Here is a 19,216-nt window from a genome sequence, read left to right on the forward strand (position 1 = left end):
CCTACGACGCTCGTGACGATGCGTTCGAGGCGCGGCCGATCCTGGAGGTCGCCGGGGTCACCATGAGATTCCGTGGCCTCAAGGCGCTCGACGACGTTTCGCTACGCGTGGCCGAGGGCGAGATCCGCGGCGTCGTCGGGCCGAACGGCTCCGGCAAGACCACGCTGTTCAACGTGATCAGCGGCCTCTACCGGCCGACCGGGGGACGGGTGACGTTCCGCGGACAGGACCTGACCGGTATCGCGCCGTACCGGCTCGCCCGCGCCGGCATGTCGCGGACCTTCCAGAACCTGCGCCTCTTCGGCGACCTGAGCGTCGAGGAGAACGTGCTCGTCGCCCTCGACCGCAGCCGCACCCTGGCGAGCTGGCGCTACGTGCTCGGGCCGATCGGCGTCCTGCGCCGCGACCGGGCCCTGCGCCGGCAGGCCCGCGACGTGCTCGATCGGTACGGCCTCACCGAGTTCGCCGCGCTCTCGCCCAAGTCGTTGCCCTACGGCATCCAGCGGCGGGTCGAGATCGCCCGGGCGGTGGCCGCCGGGCCCTCACTCCTGCTGCTCGACGAACCCGCCGCCGGCCTCAACGGCGAGGAGGTGCGCCAGCTCAGCGAGATCGTCCGGTCCATTCGCGACAGCGGCATCACCGTCATCATCATCGAGCACAACATGGGACTGGTGATGTCGCTGTGCGAGCGGATCACCGTACTGGCCAGCGGCCGGGTCATCGCCGAGGGCGAGCCCGCCGACGTGGCGCTGGACCCGGCGGTGATCGAGGCGTACCTGGGCGACTCGATGAGCGCCGACGACCTGCCATCCATCCCGGAGGTGACCGGATGACCACGGTGTCCGAACTGACCACCACGACCGGGCAGGCGCTCACGGTCGAGGGCCTCACCGTCAATTACGGCGGCGTCTGCGCCGTCCGCGATCTGAGCTTCTCCGTGCCGGCCGGCGAGGCCATCGGCGTGATCGGCGCCAACGGGGCCGGCAAGACCTCGACGCTGAAGGCGGTCATGGGGCTGGTCCCGCGCCAGGTGGGCACCCTGAGGTTCGGCGATGCCGACCTCAGCCGGGTCGCCGCACGGATGATGGTGCGGCACGGGATCGGGTACGTGCCGGAGGGCCGCCACGTGTTCGCCGGTCTCTCCGTGGAGAAGAACCTGCTGCTCGGCGCGTACGCCCGCAAGTGGAACGCGGAGACCAGAGCAACCCTCGCCGAGGTCTGGGAGTTGTTCCCCGTCCTCGGTGAGATGCGCGACCGGCTCGCCGGAGCTCTCTCCGGCGGGCAGCAGCAGATGCTCGCCATCGGCCGCGCGCTGATGTCGCGGCCGCGCCTGCTGCTGCTCGACGAGCCCTCCATGGGACTGTCCCCGAAGCTGGTCGAGGACATCCTCGCGGTGCTGCTGCGGCTGCGGGCGGAAGGACTCAGCCTGCTGCTGGTGGAACAGAACGCCAAGCTCACCTTCGAGGCCACCAGCAGTTGCCTCGTCGTGGAGAACGGCGAGGTGGCGATGCGCGGAACGTCGGCTCAGCTGCGCCACGACCCGCAGGTGCGGCGCATCTACCTCGGGCTGTGACCGCTCTCCTCGGCACGCCGCTGCGCGTCGGCCGGCACCAGTTGCGCAACCGGGTGGTCAGCCCGCCGATGGAACGCAACTACGGCACCGCCGACGGCCGGATCACCGGCCGCTACATCGAGTACCTGCGGGCCCGTGCCACGGGCGGGGCCGCTCTCGTCTTCACCGAAGCCACGTACGTGCGGCCCGACGGCCGCGGACGAGCCCGGCAGCTGGGCGCGCACGCCGACCACGTCGTGCCCGGCCTGCGCTCGCTGGCGGGCGCCGTACACGCCGAAGGCGCGTTGCTCGGCGTGGAGCTCAACCACGCCGGGCGCGTGGCCGATCCGGCCGTATCCGGCTTCCAGCCGGTGGCACCCTCCCCGGTGCCGTTCCGCGACCGCAGGCCGCGCGAACTCACCACCGGCGACATCGGCGACATCGTCGCCGCCTTCGGCGCGGCGGCCCGTCGCTGCGCCGCGGCCGGGGTCGACGTGCTGGAGATCCATGGCGCTCACGGGTACCTCATCCACCAGTTCCTGTCGCCACGCACCAACCGGCGCACCGACCGCTACGCCGACCCGGTGCTCTTCCTCACCGAAATACTCCGCCGGATCCGCCGGGCGGCCCCCGAGACCACACTGTTCCTGCGGTTGTCCGCCTTCGAAGGCGTGCCGGGTGGCCTCGATACCGATGCGACACTCGCCCTGGCCCGGCGCATGCCGCTGGACCTCATCGACGCCTTCGACATCTCGGCGGGGTGCTACGAGGCCGGCGAGTGGATCGTGCAGCCCGGCGAGGTGCACCGTGGCGTCCTCGCGCCGCACGCCGCGCGGTTCCGCGAGTTCGGCAAGCCGGTCGGCGTCGCCGGGCGGATCACCACCGGCGAGGCCGCCGAGGACATCCTCCTCTCGGACGCCGCGGACTTCGTCGCCGTGGGCCGCGCCCAGCACGCCGACCCCGCCTGGACGAACACGACCCTCGGTGGCCGCGCCCCGCGCCCCTGCATCGGATGCAACCAGGGGTGCATCGACGAACTGCACACCCAACACCCGATCTGGTGTCTGGCCAATCCGGCTACCGGGCATGTCGTAGCGGCACCGCTGCCGGGACGCCGCCGCGTCGTCGTGGCCGGCGCGGGCGTCGCCGGACTGGAGGCGGCACGCACCGCGGCGCTCGCCGGCCACGACGTCGTCGTGCTGGAGGCACAGGCGGAGATCGGCGGACAGTTCCGGCTCGCGGCCGCCCTTCCCAGCAAGCTCGAGTTCGGGCGGCTGCTCGACTGGTACGCCGCGGAGCTGTCCCGCCTCGACATCGACCTGCGCCTGTCCACCGTCGCGGACGCCACGGTGATGTCGCAGCTGGCCCCGGACATCGTCGTCCTGGCCGTGGGCGGGACGGGCCTGCGGCCGGCGATTCCGTGCATCGAGCGCCCACGGGTGGCCGATGTGCGGGAATGGCTGAGCCGTCCCCGGCCGCTCGGTGACGACGACATGCTCACCGTCTGGGGCGCCGACCGCGCGGGGGTGGCAGCAGCCGACGCGGCCGCCACGGCGGGACGTCGGGTGCTGCTGCTCGGCGCCGAGCGAGAACTGGCGCCCGCGGCCGGACCGCGGGAGAAGGTTCTGCCGGTACGTCGGCTGACCGGCAACCCCCGTGTCGAGATCCGACTGGACACGACGCTCGAAGGCATCGACGACGAGCGCCTGCTGATCGGCCACGCCGGCGAGCGAAGATGGCTCGACGTCCGAGGTCCTGTACTGGTCTCTCAAGGCACGCTGCCGCGGACGATCGACGTTGGCCGGAGCGTCCGGCGAACCATCGCGGTCGGGGAGGCGGCCCAAGCCGAATCGGCGGCAGAAGCCCTCCGGCAGGCCGCCGCGATCGTGTTCTGACCGCCGCCCGCTGACTGGTTTCGACACGGCTCGACGACAGAAGGGCGCCCCATGGCACCGGACGCCGCAACACCACGGCTGCGAGATCCCGAACGGACCAAGGCCGAGATCATCGACGTGGCCACGCGCGAGTTCGCCGACCAGGGCTATGCCGGAGCCCGCGTCGACGAGATCGCGTCCAAGACGCGCACCACCAAGCGAATGATCTACTACTACTTCGGCGCCAAGGAGGGCCTTTACCTGGCCGTCCTCGAGCGGGCGTACCGCCGCATCCGCGCGCTGGAGCAACAACTCGACGTCGAGCACCTCACGCCGGCCGACGCCCTGCGGCAGCTGGCTGAGCTGACCTTTGACCATCACGAGCAACATCAGGACTTCGTCCGCCTGGTCGCCATCGAGAACATCCACTACGCCCAGCACCTACTGCGATCGGAGACGCGCGAAGGATTCGCCGCACCCGCGCTGGACGTGCTCACCCGCATCCTGGCGCGCGGCCGCGCCGTCGGCCTCTTCCGCGATGACCTCGACGCCCTCGACATTCACATGATCATCAGCGCCTTCTGTGTCTTCCGCGGCGCGAACCGGTACACCTTCCGGGCCATCTTCGACCGGGACCTCATGGACCCACGCTTGCGCGCCCACCTGCGCCAGATGATCGGCGACCTGGTCGTCGCCCATGTGACGGCCGGCCGGCCCTGAACGTGCGTGCCGTAGACAGCCGGACCGGGTGTGGAGGTGCGACAGCGGTGACCACCTCGGACGGGCTCAACCTGACGGCGATCGGGAGGCCGTGTGCACGCCGCCGCCAGGTTAGCGTGCTGCTTAAGACCTATGAGCAGATTGGGAGCAGCTGAAGACCTCTACCTTGTTTCGGAACGGTCCTTGTGATTTCACCAGGTGGACCTGCGGGCTGAGCCGGATATCGACAGCATCAAGGCCGTGAACACGGACACGTGGTCACGGCCTGATGTCGTACCGGTCGCAACGATGTGCGGCCACCTGTGGCAACAGTCCTCAGAGGTGCCAGACCCTGAAGGAGTTCGTTCGGTCATTCATGGTGGCACCGACCCAGGGTCTGCTCCCGACGTAGATCATCTGATCACCGCGGAAGTCGTTCAGGTCGTACAGAGCAGCCCTGTTACATCCGTTGTAGACCTTGAAAGATGAAGCGGTGTTGTAGCCGAAGCCACCCATGTCGCGAAACCCGTAACCCGCTCTGTCGCAGGTACCGTAGTCGCCACAGTACGTGAGTCGGTTACCCAGATAGTTGATGTCCGCGTACATCGTCGCCAGCGGCTCCGGGCACGACAGTGCAACGACGTTTGCGTTGCTGGAGCAGGTGCTCCCCACGACGTCCGATTCGGTCTGACCCGGCCGGAGTTTGGCAATGCGCACCGTGCAGCCCAGCCCCGATTGGCTCGCGACGGCGACACTGTCAGATGGCGCGGCCTGCGCCGGCGATGCTCCCGCACCCGTCACAAGACCGGCAAGTAATGTTGCGCCGACGACTGAGACCTTCAGCCATGACTGTAGTGTTTTCATCGATACTCCGTAGAAGTGTGGGCTGCGCGAGGCTGTTCGATGTCCAACATGCGGTTATTGCTGGTTGGAGATGTATGCGATGGCGGTGTCACGCGTGTTGAATACCCATCCCCAATAGGACCCGTAGAGCCCTGGGATATGGCCGTCGACGCAGGTGCCGGGGTTGATGTGCCCCTGCCCGACAATGAAGCCGTTGGCGGCGTCCTTCACTTGCCAGTCGGCGGGAGTTCGCCCGCCGCGAGGTGCGCACATGCTGTAGTAGATGTCGTGGGAGCTGCTTGCCCTCATGGTGGCCGTCTTGCATGATGTGCTGGGCCATTTCACGTAGCATCTGCTGGTGCTCGCGTTTGCGGGAGTCTGTGCAACCGCGCCTACGGTCATGATTACGGCCAAGACCAGCATGGCTCGCGCGATCGACCTCTTGTGGTTCATGGGTCCTCCATTCTCAAATGCATCATCGTCGGCGATCAGTTGGTCGCCTTGTGGTGGGCCACCTTTAGCTAAACGCCGTCAATTCGATAGTTATCGCATGTCGGCCGGACGAAGTGGAGAACCGGCTGTGAACATCCGCGCGTGTCACGTAAATGTATGTTTGACCAACGTCCCACGTGACCGGATTGGACACCAGGAATTCGCCCGGCAACCTACCGGCAGTCCCAGGCGCTGTTAGCAACGGAGGTCGAATTGCCGGGCGGGAGGCCCGACAGTCCAGTACGGATACAGACCGAACATTGCTGGAACTTGACGCCCAAGATCTGCTTGATAGCTCGGCGCATCTTCGAGGGTGGGTTACCGACGCTGCTCCGGTTTATCCCGCCGTGCTGGCAGAGCCGGTCGATTTGCCGGTCGATTGCCGGTCGGTTGCCTCGAACTCCGGCGACGCAGTCCGTACGGTTATCGACATTCGGATGAAGTCCGCCGCCCATTCGTCGTCGGAACGTAGGGCGCTGTGACCGTGTCCGCATTGAGGAGGTCTCATGAAACTCAGGCACATACTCGCCCGGCTCTTGTCCGTGTCGGTCCTGACCGCCGGCGCTGTGGTCGCCTTCTCGGCTTCGCCGGCCCGCGCGGCGGAATGTTACGACGTGGCCCTTTTCAATGAAGCGAACCGCAGGTGGGTTTCGGCGGAGATCGGCTACGCCGGATCGGACAACGGGATGCTGCGCGCCCGTGCCACCGCCATCGGACCCTATGAACGCTTCGAGATCTGTTACCTGTCCACGGACAACTACAACTTCTCGCTCCGTTCGCTGGCGAACAACCGCTGGGTCTCGGCGGAGCTGGGCTACACCGGGTCCCGGTACGCCATGCTGCGGGCCCGTGCCACCAGCATCGGTCCATGGGAGAAATTCAGCGGATATGCCGAGATCCAGAACAGCGGCAACCACAGATGGGTCAGCGCGGAACTCGGTTACTCGGGGTCGCTCAACGGCATGCTGCGGGCGCGGGCGGGGACTATCGGCCCGTGGGAGGACTGGACGTCGAGACGCTTGTAGGAAATCTGTCAGGGAGGCTTGCATGAAATTCCGGCGAACGATCGCCCGGCTCCTATCCGCGTCGGTCCTGACCGTCGGCGCTGTGGTCGCCTTCTCGGCTTCGCCGGCGCACGCGGCGGAATGTTACGACGTGGCCCTTTTCAACGAGGCGAACCGCCGATGGGTATCGGCGGAGATCGGCTACGCCGGGTCGGACAACGGGATGCTGCGCGCCCGGGCCACCGCCATCGGACCCTATGAACGCTTCGAGATCTGCTACGCCACCGCCACCCGGTTCTCGATCCGCTCGTGGGCCAACGGCCGGTGGGTCTCGGCGGAGCTGGGCTACACCGGGTCCCGGTACGGGATGCTGCGGGCTCGCGCCACCAGCATCGGTCCATGGGAGAGGTTCAACAGCACGTTCTCCGAGATTCAGAGCGATGAAAATCGCAGGTGGGTGAGCGCCGAACTCGGCTACTCAGGATCGCTCAACGGCATGCTGCGGGCGCGGGCCGGGTCCGCCGGCCCGTGGGAGAACTGGACGACAAGACGCTTGTAGCCGTCAAACGCGCTGCCATCAATGCTCACGATCCGGCAGGCGATAGCTCTAGCGTTGACTCGCTGATGCACCACAGTAGTTTGGGGCAGTCGGGGTACCTGACGACAGTCCCAGGACCTCGGCGGTACTGCCCGGTCACAGTCCGACCCCGTCCGCGCGCCGCGGGCAGGCGCCATTCGAGAGGATTTAAGCATTCCACCATGCGGACATTGCATGTAGGCCTGCGAGTCAGCGACCTGGAACGATCACTCGCGTTCTATACCGCCGTCGGCTACGAAGTAATCGGAACCGTCGAGGGGACCGCTTACGGCACCCTGACCATGCTCCAGCTACCCGGCGACGCGTTCGTCACCATCGAGCTGGTCTGGGACCCGGCAAAGGGTGAGGCCGGTCCAGGCAACGGCATCAACCACCTGGTGATCCAGGTCGAGTCGCTGGACACCACCCGCGCCGACTTTGCCGCCAAAGGGATCGAGCCCGAGCCGATCGAGTATCCCGGCGGTCCTACCGGCCCGCGGACCTGCTGGATCACCGACCCCAACGGCTATCGGATAGAGGTGGTCCAGTGGCCAGACGGCCACGCTGACGGCATTACCAGAGCCGACTTCGCCTAAGCCACCATAGGTGCGGTCCCAATATGCGACAGACCTCGCCGTCGGGGCGACACCAACGATGACCGGCTCGACCGCCTTGCCATCGCACCACCGAACACATCCACAGAGGAAGACAGATATGGCAGAACTGATGGTGGACTACATCACCTCGCTCGACGGCTTCGGCGCAGCCGAGGGATGGCCCGGACTGTGGGGCATGGGAGGCCCGGAGTACTTCGGGTGGCTCGGAGAGGACGCGGAGCAGGAGTACCGCTTGATCATGGGCGCCGCCACCTACCGGCTCTTCGCCGCAATGTCTGAGTCCGGCGCAGAGGGCATCGGCGACCTCACCGCCCGGCCCAAGCTCGTCTTCTCCCGGAGCCTCGACGGCCCGCTCGCATGGGACAACTCAACCCTTGTCGACGAAGACGCCGTCGAGGCGGTGCGGATTCTGAAGGAGGACGACGGCCTTCCCTTACGTACCCTCGGCAGTCCCCGTCTGTGCCGGTCGCTCATCACAGCCGGTCTGGTGGACCGCTACCGCGTCGTGGTGTTCCCCGTGGTGAACGGCGCCACCGGGCGGGACCGGATCTATGACGGCTGGCCGGACGTCGCCCTAAAGGTGGTGGAGTCTCGCACCTTCGACGGTGCGCTCCACCTGTTCGAGTGTGTCCCGACCGTCCTCGCCGGTCCTCCCGACTCGACCGACGCCGGATGACTCACCAATGGACACAGTCGGTGCCAAAGTCGGACTCTTGCTACCGCGAACCTCAGTTCGGTGACGCGGTCAGTCGCAGACGCGAGGGCTCCCTCGCCTCCCCAAAATCGCTCAGCGTCTGACGGGGTACACCTTCAATACTGTCGTTCGGGGCACATTGCCGAGGCCAGACCGGAGTGGTTCAGCCGGACGGCCCGTCCTCCGTGGGATTTTGTCTGGGTGGGAGGATCCACATTGCCTCAGCGGGCGTCGCGGAACTGGAACACGACCAGACCGGCGGCGACCGCGGCGGTGGCGTACAGGGACAGGACGCCGATTCCGGCCCAGGGCCCGATGTGTTCGGCGGCCAGGTTGCGGGTGGCCTGGATGGTCAGGCCCGCGTCCATCGGTGAGAACCGGTGGATGCGGTGCTGCCACTGGGGATCGTTGATGAACATGGCGACGATCGGCGATCCGTAGAGCAGTGCGAGGGCGGCGGTGAGGGCACCTGCGGTGTCCCGTAGGAGGAGCCCCAGCCCTGCCCCGAGCAAGGCGATCAGCCCGAGGTAGAGGACGGTCCCGATGGCGGCCCGCCGAGTGAGGTCGTCGGCGAGCGACAGTGCCGGAAAGCCGCGCGCCGCCGTGAACCCGTTGCCGGGCAGGACGGCCCGGCCGGCCTCGAGAGAGGCGGCTACCGCCAGTACCCCGGTGGCGGTGCCGAGGAGGGCCAGGACACCGAGTTTGCCCAGCACCACCAGCAACCTGCGGGGTACGGCCATGAGCGTCGGTTGGATTGTGCGGGTGCTGTGTTCCGCCGTCGTCGCCAGCACCGCGAGAACCAGGATCCCGATCTGGGTGAGGCGTACGCCCGCCAGGGTCAACTTGGTGGTGTCGAGGACGCAGGGCGTGTCGCAATGGTCGTAGTCCAAGGACCCGGCGATGGCGAGGCTGAGGCCGGCGGTGCCCAGGATGGCCATCGAGATCAGCCACGTTGTGCTCGGCAGGGTTCTCAACTTCGTCCACTCGGCCCTGATGGCGCGCAGCGGTGCCGGCGCGGTCATGCGTCCCGCTTTCGAAGCTGCCACCAGGCGAGCCCGAGGGTGAGGGCCGCCCAGGCGGCCACCACGCCGATCCCGGCCCACGGCCCGATCAGCGCCCACGGTTCGGCCAGGGTGATGGTCGGCGGTTTCGCGCGCTGGGTCGCCATTCCGCCTGCCGGCGTGGTGTACATCAGCCACTTCGGTGAGGTGCCCGGCAGGATCAGGCCGACGATCAGCGGAGCGATGACCAGAAGAATGGTGATCGTGATGGCGGCGGCGCTGTGCCGCAGCAGCATGCCGATCGCCAGGCCGACGACGGCGACACCGGCCATGAACCCGGCGGTCAGCAGCAGAGTCCGCAGCACCGGGCCATCCATCAGAGATGGGCGAGGGAAGGCCGGCGCTACGAAGCCCTGGTTGCGCAGGACCGGGATGGCAAGGAGGAACGAACCGACCGTGCCGACCAGCCCCACGAGGAACGAGGTGACGCTCAGGACGATCGCCTTCGCTGCCAGGATACGGCCCCGGCGCGGGGTGGCGGCGAACGTCGAGCGGATCATGCCGCGGCGGTATTCCGAGGTGGCGAACAGGACGCCGACCGCGATGAGCGCCATGAGCCCGGCGATGACGCCGATCAGCGCCGCCTCCACCATGTCGTCGTCGGGCTGTTTCGGGCCGACCTTGCCCGAGCCGGTCACCGTGAAGGTGCCGTTCGCCTCAATGTGCCTGCCCTCGTCTGGTGTCTCGGATTTCTCGGAGGGCTGCTGCTGGCCGAGGGTCTCGCCGTGCCAGGTGCCGGCCGATCCGAGCTGCACGTTGTCGAACGCCGCCTGGGCGCGGGTCGGCCGTTCACCGGCGGATGAGCTGCCGCCGCCACGGGTCGTGTACACATCGTTCGGCGACGAGACGTAGAAGCCGGCCTCCGCGGTAGGGGGAAGGTTCTTCGGCGTCGCCGTGGCTATCTTCTGCCACGCGACACCGTCGGCGGACTCGTAACCGGTGATGGTGGTGCCGGAGCGTACGAGTCTCAACCATCGCGTACCGGCGCTCGCGCTGCCCTTGCGGTCGGAGTCGAAGTCCCATTGCATGCGCACGCCCTGATCGGCGGTCAACATCACCGAGGCGTACGACGAGCCGCGCCGGGTACCGTCCTTGATCATGATTCCGGCGGCCGGCTGGGCGAACGGGCTGGGATCCTCGATCCGGGTCATCCGGTCGGGGCCCATGCGCACCGAGCGCCGGTTGGGTTCAGGCGTGAGTGACGCGACCCGCACGGTCAGCGTCGTGGCACCCGTGACCTGCTGATGGACGTAGTAGAAGGTGTCGGTGACCGGCTCGCCGAGCGGCCCGGTGGTGAACTCGGCCTGCGAGCGCGGGTCCCACTTGTTCCCGGTGGCGGCCAGGTAGCTCAGGCCGATGGTCAAGGCGGTCGCGCCGAGCAGCGTGATGACCCAGCGGCTCACCGATCGCAGTTTGGTCCACTCGGCCTGCAACAGGCGCGGGAAGGATTCGCGAGCGGTCACCGCATTCTCCCTTCGGTGTCGGGGGAGAACTCGACCGTGCCGCGCGTGATGTCCATGTACGCCTCCTCCAGGGAGGCCCGGTGCCGCCGCAGTTCGGAGAACGGGACGGCGGCCTCGGTCAGCAGCGCCGGGACCCGGTCGCCGGGTATCCCTTCGACGACGACCGTGTCGGCGCCGGCCACGGTGACGGTCGCGCCCGCGTTGGCGAGCACGGTCGTCGCTTCGGCCCGCTGCGCGGTGGTCACCTCGACGCGGTCCTTGGACGCCGCCGCCAGCAGCTCGGCCACACTCGTGTCGGCGATCAATCGGCCGCGGCCGATCACGATCAGATGGTCGGCGGTGCCCTCGAGTTCTCCCATCAGGTGGCTGGACACCAGGACCGCCCGGCCCTCGGCGGCCAGCGACTTCATCAGGCCGCGGATCCACACGATGCCGTCGGGGTCCAGTCCGTTGACCGGCTCGTCGAATATCAGCACCCGCGGATCGCCGAGCAGCGCGGCCGCGATTCCCAGTCGCTGCTGCATGCCGAGGGAGAGGCCGCCGGCGCGGCGGCGGGCGGCCGAGGCGAGGCCGACCTGCTCGAGGACCTCGGATACGCGACGCTTGCCGATGCCGTTGCTGTGCGCCAGCCACAGCAGGTGGTCCCGGGCGCGTCGCCCGGGGTGCAGCGCGGAGGCATCCAACAGGGCACCGACCTGTGTCAGCGGCGTACGAAGCGAGCGGTAGGGGCGACCGTTGACAAGAGCTTCGCCCTTGTCCGGCGCGTCGAGCCCGAGGATCAGCCGCATGGTCGTCGACTTCCCGGCCCCGTTGGGCCCGACGAAGCCGGTCACCTCGCCGGCGCGGACGGTGAACGACAGCCCGTCCACGGCGAGGGTCGTGCGGTAGCGCTTGCGCAGCGCGCGTACCTCGATCGTGGGTGTCATGGAAGGCACGCTAGGCGGTGGCGACCGCCGAGCGCGTCACGGCGCAGAGGGGTCTCGTGACGCGGTCGCCCCCCTCTTGCGGGGGAGAAGGCATCCCTGGCGGGATGGACGACATCGTCGTCCGGGCCGGTCACAATGGCTGGCGTGAAGGGGATGCGGCCGGCTTCGGCGGCGGCGCTCGGCGCTGTGGCAGTGATCGAGGCTGTGACGCGCGCCCACGACCGGCAGCAGACCGTGGTCGCGGCCCTCCTCGCGCTGGCGGTGGTCGCCCCTGCGGCCCTGGCACGCCTCTGGCCGGCGACGGCGGCCGTGCTGTCCACCCTGGCGGTCCTGTCCAGCCTGCTGACCTCGTATCCGGTAACCGTCGCCGGGGTCGTCGCGCTGGCGACCCTGTGTGCGGTTGCCGGGCGCCGGCGTCCGCTGCCGGCGGTTTTCGCTCTGATCCTGCCCATGGGTTTGTACGCGACGGTGCCACTGTCGAGCGACCGGTGGGGCGGGAAGACGTTCGCCATCGTCCTGCTGGCGGTCATGACGCTGGGGACAGCCGTCGGAGCAACGCTGCAGCTGCGGGACGAGCGCCGCCGCCACCGCGCCACCGAACAGTCGGCCGCCGCATCGCTGATGGAGTACGCCGCCCGCGGCGAACGAGCCCGCATCGCCCGGGAGCTGCACGACGTGGTGGCGCACCACCTCACGATGATCTCCTTGCAGGCCGAAGCGGCGCGGCTGGCGACACCGGGCATGCCACCGGACGGGGCTCGCCGGCTGACTGCCATCGGGGACACCGCACGTACCGCGTTGACAGAGATGCGGCGTCTGCTGGGCGTACTGCGCGAGGACGGGAACGCCGAGCCGGCCCTTCGCCCCCAGCCCGGGCTTCGCCAGCTCAACGCCCTCCTCGACGAGGTCCGCGACGCGGCCACGGGCAGTGGCGTACGCCTGATCGTCAGTGGCCCTGTCCAACCGCTCGACCCTGGAGTCGAGCTGACGGCGTACCGCATCGTGCAGGAAGGGCTGACGAACGCCCGCCGCCACGCACCCGGCGCGGCTGTCGACGTCGAGCTGCGTTACAGCGGCGACGACCTCATCGTCCGGATCTATGACAACGGCCCTGGCCCTGCCCCGGACGGCGGCAGCGGGCACGGGCTGACCGGAATGCTGGAGCGGGCCGCCATGGTCGGTGGCCGCGTCACGGCCGGCGCCGCACCGGGCGCGGGATTCCTCGTCGAGGCCGTCCTGCCCAAGAAGGGAGCCACGCCGTGACCCCCACCAGCATCGTCGTGGTCGACGACCAGGATGTCGTGCGTACCGCCTTCGAGGTCCTGCTGGCGACCCAGCCCGACTTCGCGGTCGTCGGCGCGGCCGCCGACGGCGAGCACGCCGTGCGGATCTGCCGGGACCTGCGGCCCGACGTCGTCCTGATGGACATCCGCATGCCCGGGATGGACGGCATCGAAGCGACCCGCCGCCTCTTCGCAGACCCGGAGCCGCCCCGGGTGCTGATCCTGACGACATTCGACCTCGACGAGCACGTCTACGACGCTCTCGAAGCGGGCGCGAGCGGCTTCCTCCTCAAGGACGCCACCGCCGAACGCCTCTTCGACGCCGTCCGCATCGTCGCCGCCGGGCAGGCACTACTCGCCCCGACGGTGACCCGGCGGCTCGTCGCCGAGTTCGCCCGGATGCGGGTACGCCGCCGGGCACCGGATGCCGCGCTGCGAACGCTCACGACCCGGGAGACCGAGGTGCTCCGGCTGATCGCGGAGGGCCTGTCGAACCCGGAGATCGCCGCCCGGCTCGTAGTCGGGGACGAGACCGTCAAATCCCATGTCAGCCGGGTGCTCGCCAAGCTTGGTCTGCGCGACCGCACCCAGGCCGTCGTCGTGGCGTACGAGTCCGGCCTCATCGTCCCCGGCGACCGCTGAAGCTCGCTTGGATCTCAGACTGATCGCATGAGTTGTGCGTGGGATGTGCCGTCGGCGAGAATGGCTCACCGTGACCGACGACTTGGTTTCTGCCCTCAATGCCACCGTGCCGCACTCCGCTCGAGTGTGGAACTACTGGCTGGGCGGCAAGGACAACTTCGCTGTGGACCGCGCCGTTGGTGATCAGGTACGTGACGTCTTTCCGGAGATCGTCGAAGCGGCCCGCTACTCGCGCGCGTTCCTGCGCCGAGCGGTGACGTACCTGGCCGCAGAGTGCGGGATCGAGCAGTTCCTCGACATCGGCACCGGATTGCCCACCGCGGACAACACCCACGAGGTCGCTCAGCGGGTCGTACCGCAGGCCCGGATCATCTACGTGGACAACGACCCTCTGGTGCTGGTGCACGCACGTGCGCTGCTGACCAGCAGCCCGGAGGGCGTGACCCAGTACATCAACGCCGACCTGCACGACGCGGCGGGCATCGTCCGCGAGGCGGAGAAGACACTCGACCCCAACCGGCCGATCGCGCTGATGTTGCTCGGCGTGATGGGCCACGTGGCCGATCCCGACGATGCCCGGGGCATCGTGCGAGGGCTGGTCGACCTTCTGCCGTCGGGCAGCTATCTGGCCATGTCCGATGGCACCGCCACCAGTGAACGGGTCATCGAGTCGCACCGGCAATACAACGAGAGCGGAGCGGTGCCGTACCACCTGCGCGAGGTCGACGACTTCACGTCCTTCTTCGACGGTCTCGATGTCGTCGAGCCGGGCATCGTGCCGCTCGGCCAATGGCGCCCGGAGACGCCCGACAACACCATCGTGGACGGCTACTGCGGCGTCGCACGGAAGCCGTAGGTTACATTCGCGCCCGAACGCTGCAAGCCGGCGAGTGATCAGTCGCCGGCGCTAGAACTGCGGGTCGAGTGCCGAACCCCAGACGTACGTGCCACTTTCAGACGGCCACCACGCACAAACACGAGAGGTGGACGCCCACAAAGGATTGTCCGGGTCGAGCGTCGACGTGTGCCGGTAGTATCCGTTGCGGGGGTCGAGTGTGTCGGAGCGGGCCAGGAGACCCGGCTACCTCCGGTCTCAACCCGTTGCGGTGGAAAGGCTCAGGTAGGTGTGCCTGCCACCGCATAGTGGCTGGTGACCATGCCGGTGTCACCGGTTGCGGAACCGAGATGGATGAGCCTCACATCCCGGTCGAGCTTGCCGAACAGTGGAAGCCCGGCGCCGAGCAAGACCGGCGCGACCGACACCGTCAACTCGTCAAGGAGTCCGTGTCGGAGGAAGCTCTGGATCACCTTCCCGCCGTCGACGTACACCCGCCGCGCTTTCCTCCCTGCAAGGAGTTGAACGGCGGTATGCACGCTTCGTGCCACGGTGATGTTGGTGTCTGAGCCTTCTGTCAGCGTGGTACTCAATACGATCACCTCCTTGTCCCGATAGGGCCACGAGTCGAAAGTGAGGACCTTCTCGTACGTGCCCCGCCCGATCACCAGGTGATCAACAGACGCGTAGAACTCGTGATAGTCGGGTGGAACATGAGGGCCGTCGTGCGCCGGGACGTGACGTGGCTCCGATGGCGCGTCGGTCAGCCACGAGATGTCTCCGTCTTCGCGGGCGATGTACCCGTCAGCGCTGGACGCTATCAAGGCCAGCCCCACCCAATTCCTATCCATATCCGTCTACCTCCACCCTTCGATTAATGCCAACAGCAGTGCATGGCGGTCGACCGAGGCTCGGGGGGAGGCGTGGGCAGCCGCGCGCACAGTCGCCCCGAGCTGGACGTCGAGGAGCAGCTGCGCGGCCACCTCTGGCGCAGGTGCCCGTTGAAGATCTCGTGCCTTGCGAGCCTGTGCCACCAGAACCGCAAGGTAGGTGGCTTGTTTGCCCCAACCCATTGCCAGGAGCCGGCTCAATTCGGCGTCCTTGAGGTCCTCCATGAGCATGGCGATCCCGGCCACCGCGCTACCGCGGTCCTCGGGAGTGGTTGCCACCTGGGCCACCCAGGCCAGAAGTTCAACCAGGCCGCCTTGCCCCGTCGGTCCGTCCGGCAGGTTTTCGACCCAGCGGCGACTCAAGGCGGTCAGTACGCCTTGGCGTGACCCGAATCGTTTGATCAGCGTGGCCGCGTGCACGCCGGCGAGGCGGGCCGCTTCGTTGAGACTCCAGGACGGAGATGACAGGCCTGATGCGACGCGGTCCAGTATTTCGTCGTCCGTCAGCTGTCGTGGTCGTGCCATGGAGTTAGTAAATCCAAATTGCGGAACCTTGTCAACCGCCATCTTCGGCGTTGAGCCGACGTCCGAGCGGTGCCTGAGCGCTGACGACGAACCGTGCGCGAGTGCCGGAATCGCACCGGCCGCGCACGGCCCGCGCGCCCCGCGGTCGCGAAACACATCCGTGATGATCGACTGTGCTGTGGGCGGTTGCCGATGGTGGCCCCGTCGGGACGTGTCATGAAGCTGTCACAAGACCGCAGGACCGTCGCCACGTGATTTGGAAATCCTGGCGTGTCGGTATGTCTGCGACGGAGATGAGCTCATGGCGCCGATCTGGTCCTATCCCGACGACGACAGCTCGCTGGAGTGCGGCATCCGCATTTGGAGCTGCGGGCGTGAACGGTCGGCGTATGCTCGCGGGCGGTGAGCCGGGAAGCCTGGTCGGCATTTGGCTGGTCGGCGTCTTCGGGAGGCTCACGATGAAGGTCTTGGTCCTGACGTTGGGCACTCGCGGTGATGTGCAGCCGTTCGTCGCGCTGGCCCGGGAACTGCAGCGGCGCGGTCATCAGGCAGTCGTTGCGGCGCCCGAGCGGTTCGCTGACCTGATCGGCGGTCAGGGTGTGTCGTTTGCCGGCGTGGACGACGGCCCGCTGCGGGTGCTGGACAGCGGATCCGCAGTGGGAGACGTTGCTATTGGCGGCCTGTGGGCGAAAGCGGCGCTGATGCGGCGGCTGCCGGCGATGTTCAGCCGCGTGCTCGACGATTCCTGGCGGGTGGCGTCGACCGGGTTGGGCGCGGGGGCTGATGTGATCGTGCACAACGGTCAGATCATGGCCGGGCAGCATGTCGCGGAGAAGCTGGGCGTTCCGGCGGTCTTGGCGTTGCCGATGCCCATGTACGTTCCGACCGGGCAGTTCCCGTGGCCGGGTCAGCAGTTCCCGGAATGGTTGCCGGCAGGTGTGAACCGTCTGACCTACGCGGGGATGAAGGCGCCGGCGGTGATGTTCGGTCGTACGGTGGATCGGTGGCGTGCCGGGCTCGGCCTGCCACGTCGTCGCGGCAGGCATGATCCGCTGCGCCGCCCGGACGGCGGACCTGTGCCGGTGTTGCACGCGGTGAGTCCCGCGGTCCTTCCCCGACCGGCGGATTGGCCGGCGACGGCGCAGGTCACCGGCTACTGGTTCGTGGCGCAACCGCCCGCCACCGACTCCGTGGAGTCCGGCCTCGATGCGCTGGTGTCGGCCGGTAGTGACGAGCCGCTGGTTTATATCGGGTTCGGCAGCATGGCCGGGCCCGATCCGGTGGCCACTACGCAGGTGGTGGTGCAGGCGCTGCGGATGGCCGGTGTCCGGGGTGTTGTCGCCGGCGGCTGGGGTGGCTTGCGGGAGGTGCCGCCACCGGAGGTGTTCCTGGCCGGCGAGGTGCCTCATGAGGTGGTGTTTCCGCGGATGGCGGTGATCGTGCACCACGGGGGTGCCGGCACGACGGCGGCGGCGGTTCGAGCGGGTCGCCCGCAGGTGGTGTGCCCGTTCGTGGGGGACCAGCCGTTCTGGGGCCGGCGCATGCGCCAGTTGGGGACGGCGCCGGAACCGATCGACCAGCGGCGGCTCAGCGCGCCGCGTCTGGCGGCCGCGATCCGCACGGCGATCGACGATTCAGCCATGGTCACTGCTGCTCGCCGGCTGGGTGATCAGGTCCGGTCGGAGAACGGCGCCGCCACGGCGGTCGACGTGTTGGAGCAGGTCAGCGCCGGCCACCGGTGACCGGCCCAGGACGGCAGTGCCCCAGGTGCGCCGGGAAGTCTGGTCGGCGGTCAGGCCTGAGTGCTACGGCGTCTGACGGGGATGCCTGTCTACTCCGGTGATGTCAGGAAGACGTCAGGCAGAAGGGGTGGCCAGCCGGATCCAGGAGTACCCGCCAGCGTCCGTCGCCGGGCTGATGGTCCGGTTTGGCCGCTCCGAGTTGCAGCGCCAGCTCTTCCATCGCGTCGAGGTCGTCAGCGCGGAGATCCAGATGGAACTGTTGTGGCACGTCCTGACCTGGCCACTGCGGAGCCCGGTATCCGTCAACCCGCTGGAATCCCAGATCGCAGCCGGAGCCGTTCGTCAGAGCGACGAACTCGTCCGTACTGAAGGGCTCGCGCATCCCGGTCAGTGCACCGTAGAAGCCCGCCAGCGTCTTCGGGTCGGCACAGTCCAGAGTCACCCCTCGCAGTTCAGCGCCTGGCAACATTCGCTCCTTCGTGTCCCCGCGTCTGTCTCCTAAGCCGCCGCTGCACGCGATCACGGCCACAGCCACACCGTACGCGCCACATCCACCGCTGAAGTAGCGGTTTATCCCTGCCTCAGAGCAACGGGTGGCTGTGACCGGCGCTATCAACCGTTGGTACTAGAGGCACTACGGCCAAGGTTGTAGCGCAGCTACCGCGCCGGGCTGATGTCGGTGTAAGGCGCTACAGGCATTTCCTAGGTCGATACCGTCCCGCTCGGCCCGTACGCGAAGGAGCTTGCCGATGTTGAGAACTCGACTGTGTGCCCTGCTCGGGGTGGCGGTGTCAGTGCGACACGGGAGGCGGCGCTACTTGGTGCAGAGGCCGGCCAGGATGACGTCGATGGCGCGGTCGAGCGCCGCCGCTGACACGGGTGTCGCTGCGGTGGTTTGTGCCAGGCCGCGGATCAGCAGGTAGAGCTCCTCGACGCCGACATCCGGCCGGACGGTGCCGGCGGCTTGTGCGCGCTGTAGCGCCGTGCCGACTGCTGCCTTGGCCTGGCTCGCCACAGCCACGACCGTGGGCGGTGGGTCGCCCAGCATCGAGGCCAGCGTGAGCTTGCTGGCGCCTCTCTCGATCATCTCGTGGATCAGCGCGGACAACGCTGCCGACGGGTCGGGCGCGGACGCCGCAGCGCGGGCCCGGTCGAGCAGGTCAGCGAAATGTCGTACCAGCGTGGCCTCGATCAGCGCTTCCTTGGTCGGGAAGTGTCGAAACACGGTGGCGACGCCGACGCCGGCGAGCCGCGCCACCTCCTCGGTGGAGCCGGCCTCGCCGCGCGTGCCGAACACGCGGTCGGCAGCGGCAAGGATGCGCTCACGGTTCTCCCGGGCGATCTGGCGCATGCGAGCACTTTAACCGAAGTCTGGACTTCGGTACGGTAACCGGAGTCCAGACTTCGGTAGGAGGCAGTGACATGCGCACGCCCGAGGAAACCGTCCGCGCCGTGGCCGCCGGTGTCTGCCGGCTCATCCGCGGCGGGCTCACCGCC

At 68.1% G+C, this 19,216-nt stretch carries 21 protein-coding genes; 12 read left to right on the forward strand and 9 right to left on the reverse strand.

The genetic code is table 11. From position 1 onward, the window contains the following. From AB0M20_RS02975 to AB0M20_RS02990, 4 genes are all read left to right on the forward strand, one after another. Positions 1-833, forward strand: an 833-nt coding sequence (locus tag AB0M20_RS02975) for an ABC transporter ATP-binding protein (RefSeq protein WP_364292738.1), incomplete at its 5' end; no start/stop codon positions are given. Next, on the forward strand, positions 830-1,573 hold the full coding sequence (locus tag AB0M20_RS02980; RefSeq protein WP_364292741.1) for an ABC transporter ATP-binding protein: 744 nt from the start codon (positions 830-832) through the stop codon (positions 1,571-1,573). The genes AB0M20_RS02975 and AB0M20_RS02980, both read left to right, overlap by 4 nt. Beyond that, positions 1,570-3,447: an FAD-dependent oxidoreductase gene (locus tag AB0M20_RS02985; protein ID WP_364292744.1), complete on the forward strand. Its 1,878-nt coding sequence runs from the start codon at positions 1,570-1,572 to the stop codon at positions 3,445-3,447. Before AB0M20_RS02980 ends, AB0M20_RS02985 begins: the two co-directional genes overlap by 4 nt. Positions 3,448-3,498: 51 nt before the next feature. Continuing rightward, entirely contained in the window at positions 3,499-4,146 is a 648-nt protein-coding gene (locus tag AB0M20_RS02990) for a TetR/AcrR family transcriptional regulator (protein WP_364292747.1), read from the forward strand. Between the two features lie 315 nt (positions 4,147-4,461). Here AB0M20_RS02990 and AB0M20_RS02995 read toward each other — a convergent pair whose 3' ends face one another. Next, the gene (locus AB0M20_RS02995; protein WP_364292750.1) at positions 4,462-4,989 is read right to left on the reverse strand and encodes a hypothetical protein; all 528 of its coding nucleotides are present in this window, start codon (positions 4,987-4,989) and stop codon (positions 4,462-4,464) included. Positions 4,990-5,043: 54 nt separating this feature from the next. Continuing rightward, positions 5,044-5,421 (reverse strand): hypothetical protein, encoded by a 378-nt coding sequence (locus tag AB0M20_RS03000; RefSeq protein ID WP_364292753.1) that lies wholly within the window; start codon positions 5,419-5,421, stop codon positions 5,044-5,046. Positions 5,422-5,966: 545 nt separating this feature from the next. On the opposite strand from AB0M20_RS03000, the gene AB0M20_RS03005 reads away from it, so the two are divergent. The 4 genes from AB0M20_RS03005 to AB0M20_RS03020 all read left to right on the forward strand — a co-directional run bounded on the left by AB0M20_RS03005 (position 5,967) and on the right by AB0M20_RS03020 (position 8,334). Further along, complete coding sequence (locus AB0M20_RS03005) at positions 5,967-6,485, forward strand: hypothetical protein (RefSeq protein WP_364292756.1); 519 nt, start codon at positions 5,967-5,969, stop codon at positions 6,483-6,485. Positions 6,486-6,507: 22 nt separating this feature from the next. Continuing rightward, a complete protein-coding gene (locus tag AB0M20_RS03010; RefSeq protein ID WP_364292759.1) occupies positions 6,508-7,023 on the forward strand; it encodes a hypothetical protein in 516 nt (171 codons plus the stop codon). 200 nt (positions 7,024-7,223) lie between these two features. Then, a complete protein-coding gene (locus tag AB0M20_RS03015) occupies positions 7,224-7,637 on the forward strand; it encodes a VOC family protein (protein ID WP_364292762.1) in 414 nt (137 codons plus the stop codon). A gap of 118 nt (positions 7,638-7,755) precedes the next feature. Then, positions 7,756-8,334, forward strand: a complete 579-nt coding sequence (locus AB0M20_RS03020) for a dihydrofolate reductase family protein (RefSeq protein WP_364292765.1) — start codon at positions 7,756-7,758, stop codon at positions 8,332-8,334. Between the two features lie 239 nt (positions 8,335-8,573). Here the strand turns inward: AB0M20_RS03020 and AB0M20_RS03025 are convergent, their stop codons facing one another. Genes AB0M20_RS03025 through AB0M20_RS03035 form a run of 3 tightly spaced genes read right to left on the reverse strand, consistent with a single transcriptional unit; the run spans position 8,574 to position 11,802 of the window. Next, positions 8,574-9,374 (reverse strand): ABC transporter permease, encoded by an 801-nt coding sequence (locus AB0M20_RS03025; RefSeq protein ID WP_364292768.1) that lies wholly within the window; start codon positions 9,372-9,374, stop codon positions 8,574-8,576. Then, complete coding sequence (locus tag AB0M20_RS03030; protein ID WP_364292771.1) at positions 9,371-10,876, reverse strand: ABC transporter permease subunit; 1,506 nt, start codon at positions 10,874-10,876, stop codon at positions 9,371-9,373. The genes AB0M20_RS03025 and AB0M20_RS03030 overlap by 4 nt, the downstream gene beginning before the upstream one ends. After that, entirely contained in the window at positions 10,873-11,802 is a 930-nt protein-coding gene (locus tag AB0M20_RS03035; protein ID WP_364292774.1) for an ATP-binding cassette domain-containing protein, read from the reverse strand. The genes AB0M20_RS03030 and AB0M20_RS03035 overlap by 4 nt, the downstream gene beginning before the upstream one ends. A gap of 153 nt (positions 11,803-11,955) precedes the next feature. On the opposite strand from AB0M20_RS03035, the gene AB0M20_RS03040 reads away from it, so the two are divergent. The 3 genes from AB0M20_RS03040 (at position 11,956) to AB0M20_RS03050 (ending at position 14,583) form a co-directional block, all read left to right on the forward strand. After that, positions 11,956-13,065, forward strand: a complete 1,110-nt coding sequence (locus AB0M20_RS03040) for a sensor histidine kinase (RefSeq protein WP_364292799.1) — start codon at positions 11,956-11,958, stop codon at positions 13,063-13,065. Continuing rightward, positions 13,062-13,727: a response regulator transcription factor gene (locus AB0M20_RS03045; RefSeq protein ID WP_364292777.1), complete on the forward strand. Its 666-nt coding sequence runs from the start codon at positions 13,062-13,064 to the stop codon at positions 13,725-13,727. Before AB0M20_RS03040 ends, AB0M20_RS03045 begins: the two co-directional genes overlap by 4 nt. 70 nt (positions 13,728-13,797) lie before the next feature. After that, complete coding sequence (locus AB0M20_RS03050) at positions 13,798-14,583, forward strand: SAM-dependent methyltransferase (protein WP_364292780.1); 786 nt, start codon at positions 13,798-13,800, stop codon at positions 14,581-14,583. Positions 14,584-14,843: 260 nt separating this feature from the next. On the opposite strand, the gene AB0M20_RS03055 is transcribed toward AB0M20_RS03050, so the two are convergent. Both AB0M20_RS03055 and AB0M20_RS03060 read right to left on the reverse strand, forming a co-directional pair. After that, entirely contained in the window at positions 14,844-15,398 is a 555-nt protein-coding gene (locus AB0M20_RS03055) for a dihydrofolate reductase family protein (protein ID WP_364292783.1), read from the reverse strand. Positions 15,399-15,419: 21 nt separating this feature from the next. Next, a complete protein-coding gene (locus AB0M20_RS03060; RefSeq protein ID WP_364292786.1) occupies positions 15,420-16,133 on the reverse strand; it encodes a hypothetical protein in 714 nt (237 codons plus the stop codon). A gap of 218 nt (positions 16,134-16,351) precedes the next feature. Here AB0M20_RS03060 and AB0M20_RS03065 point away from each other — a divergent pair, with 218 nt between their 5' ends. Beyond that, positions 16,352-17,719, forward strand: coding sequence for a glycosyltransferase (locus tag AB0M20_RS03065; protein ID WP_364292789.1), 1,368 nt, complete (start codon positions 16,352-16,354; stop codon positions 17,717-17,719). Between the two features lie 103 nt (positions 17,720-17,822). Here the strand turns inward: AB0M20_RS03065 and AB0M20_RS03070 are convergent, their stop codons facing one another. Continuing rightward, positions 17,823-18,248 (reverse strand): VOC family protein, encoded by a 426-nt coding sequence (locus AB0M20_RS03070; RefSeq protein WP_364292793.1) that lies wholly within the window; start codon positions 18,246-18,248, stop codon positions 17,823-17,825. 285 nt (positions 18,249-18,533) lie between these two features. Further along, positions 18,534-19,070 carry a TetR family transcriptional regulator gene (locus AB0M20_RS03075; protein WP_364292796.1) on the reverse strand — a complete coding sequence of 179 codons (537 nt, stop codon included), beginning with the start codon at positions 19,068-19,070 and terminating at the stop codon, positions 18,534-18,536. Between the last annotated feature and the right edge of the window lie 146 nt (positions 19,071-19,216).

Source organism: Actinoplanes sp. NPDC051633 (genome assembly GCF_040681735.1).
In the GTDB taxonomy this organism is placed as follows: Bacteria; Actinomycetota; Actinomycetes; order Mycobacteriales; family Micromonosporaceae; genus Actinoplanes.

Excerpts from the sequence above, each read along its gene's own strand:
- AB0M20_RS02995 (WP_364292750.1), bottom strand. The coding sequence starts at position 4,989 with ATGAAAACACTACAGTCATGGCTGAAGGTCTCAGTCGTCGGCGCAACA.
- AB0M20_RS03075 (WP_364292796.1), bottom strand. The coding sequence starts at position 19,070 with ATGCGCCAGATCGCCCGGGAGAACCGTGAGCGCATCCTTGCCGCTGCC.
- AB0M20_RS03005 (WP_364292756.1), top strand. The coding sequence starts at position 5,967 with ATGAAACTCAGGCACATACTCGCCCGGCTCTTGTCCGTGTCGGTCCTG.
- AB0M20_RS03000 (WP_364292753.1), bottom strand. The coding sequence starts at position 5,421 with ATGAACCACAAGAGGTCGATCGCGCGAGCCATGCTGGTCTTGGCCGTA.
- AB0M20_RS03025 (WP_364292768.1), bottom strand. The coding sequence starts at position 9,374 with ATGACCGCGCCGGCACCGCTGCGCGCCATCAGGGCCGAGTGGACGAAG.
- AB0M20_RS03010 (WP_364292759.1), top strand. The coding sequence starts at position 6,508 with ATGAAATTCCGGCGAACGATCGCCCGGCTCCTATCCGCGTCGGTCCTG.
- AB0M20_RS03040 (WP_364292799.1), top strand. The coding sequence starts at position 11,956 with ATGCGGCCGGCTTCGGCGGCGGCGCTCGGCGCTGTGGCAGTGATCGAG.
- AB0M20_RS02990 (WP_364292747.1), top strand. The coding sequence starts at position 3,499 with ATGGCACCGGACGCCGCAACACCACGGCTGCGAGATCCCGAACGGACC.
- AB0M20_RS03020 (WP_364292765.1), top strand. The coding sequence starts at position 7,756 with ATGGCAGAACTGATGGTGGACTACATCACCTCGCTCGACGGCTTCGGC.
- AB0M20_RS03035 (WP_364292774.1), bottom strand. The coding sequence starts at position 11,802 with ATGACACCCACGATCGAGGTACGCGCGCTGCGCAAGCGCTACCGCACG.
- AB0M20_RS03015 (WP_364292762.1), top strand. The coding sequence starts at position 7,224 with ATGCGGACATTGCATGTAGGCCTGCGAGTCAGCGACCTGGAACGATCA.
- AB0M20_RS02980 (WP_364292741.1), top strand. The coding sequence starts at position 830 with ATGACCACGGTGTCCGAACTGACCACCACGACCGGGCAGGCGCTCACG.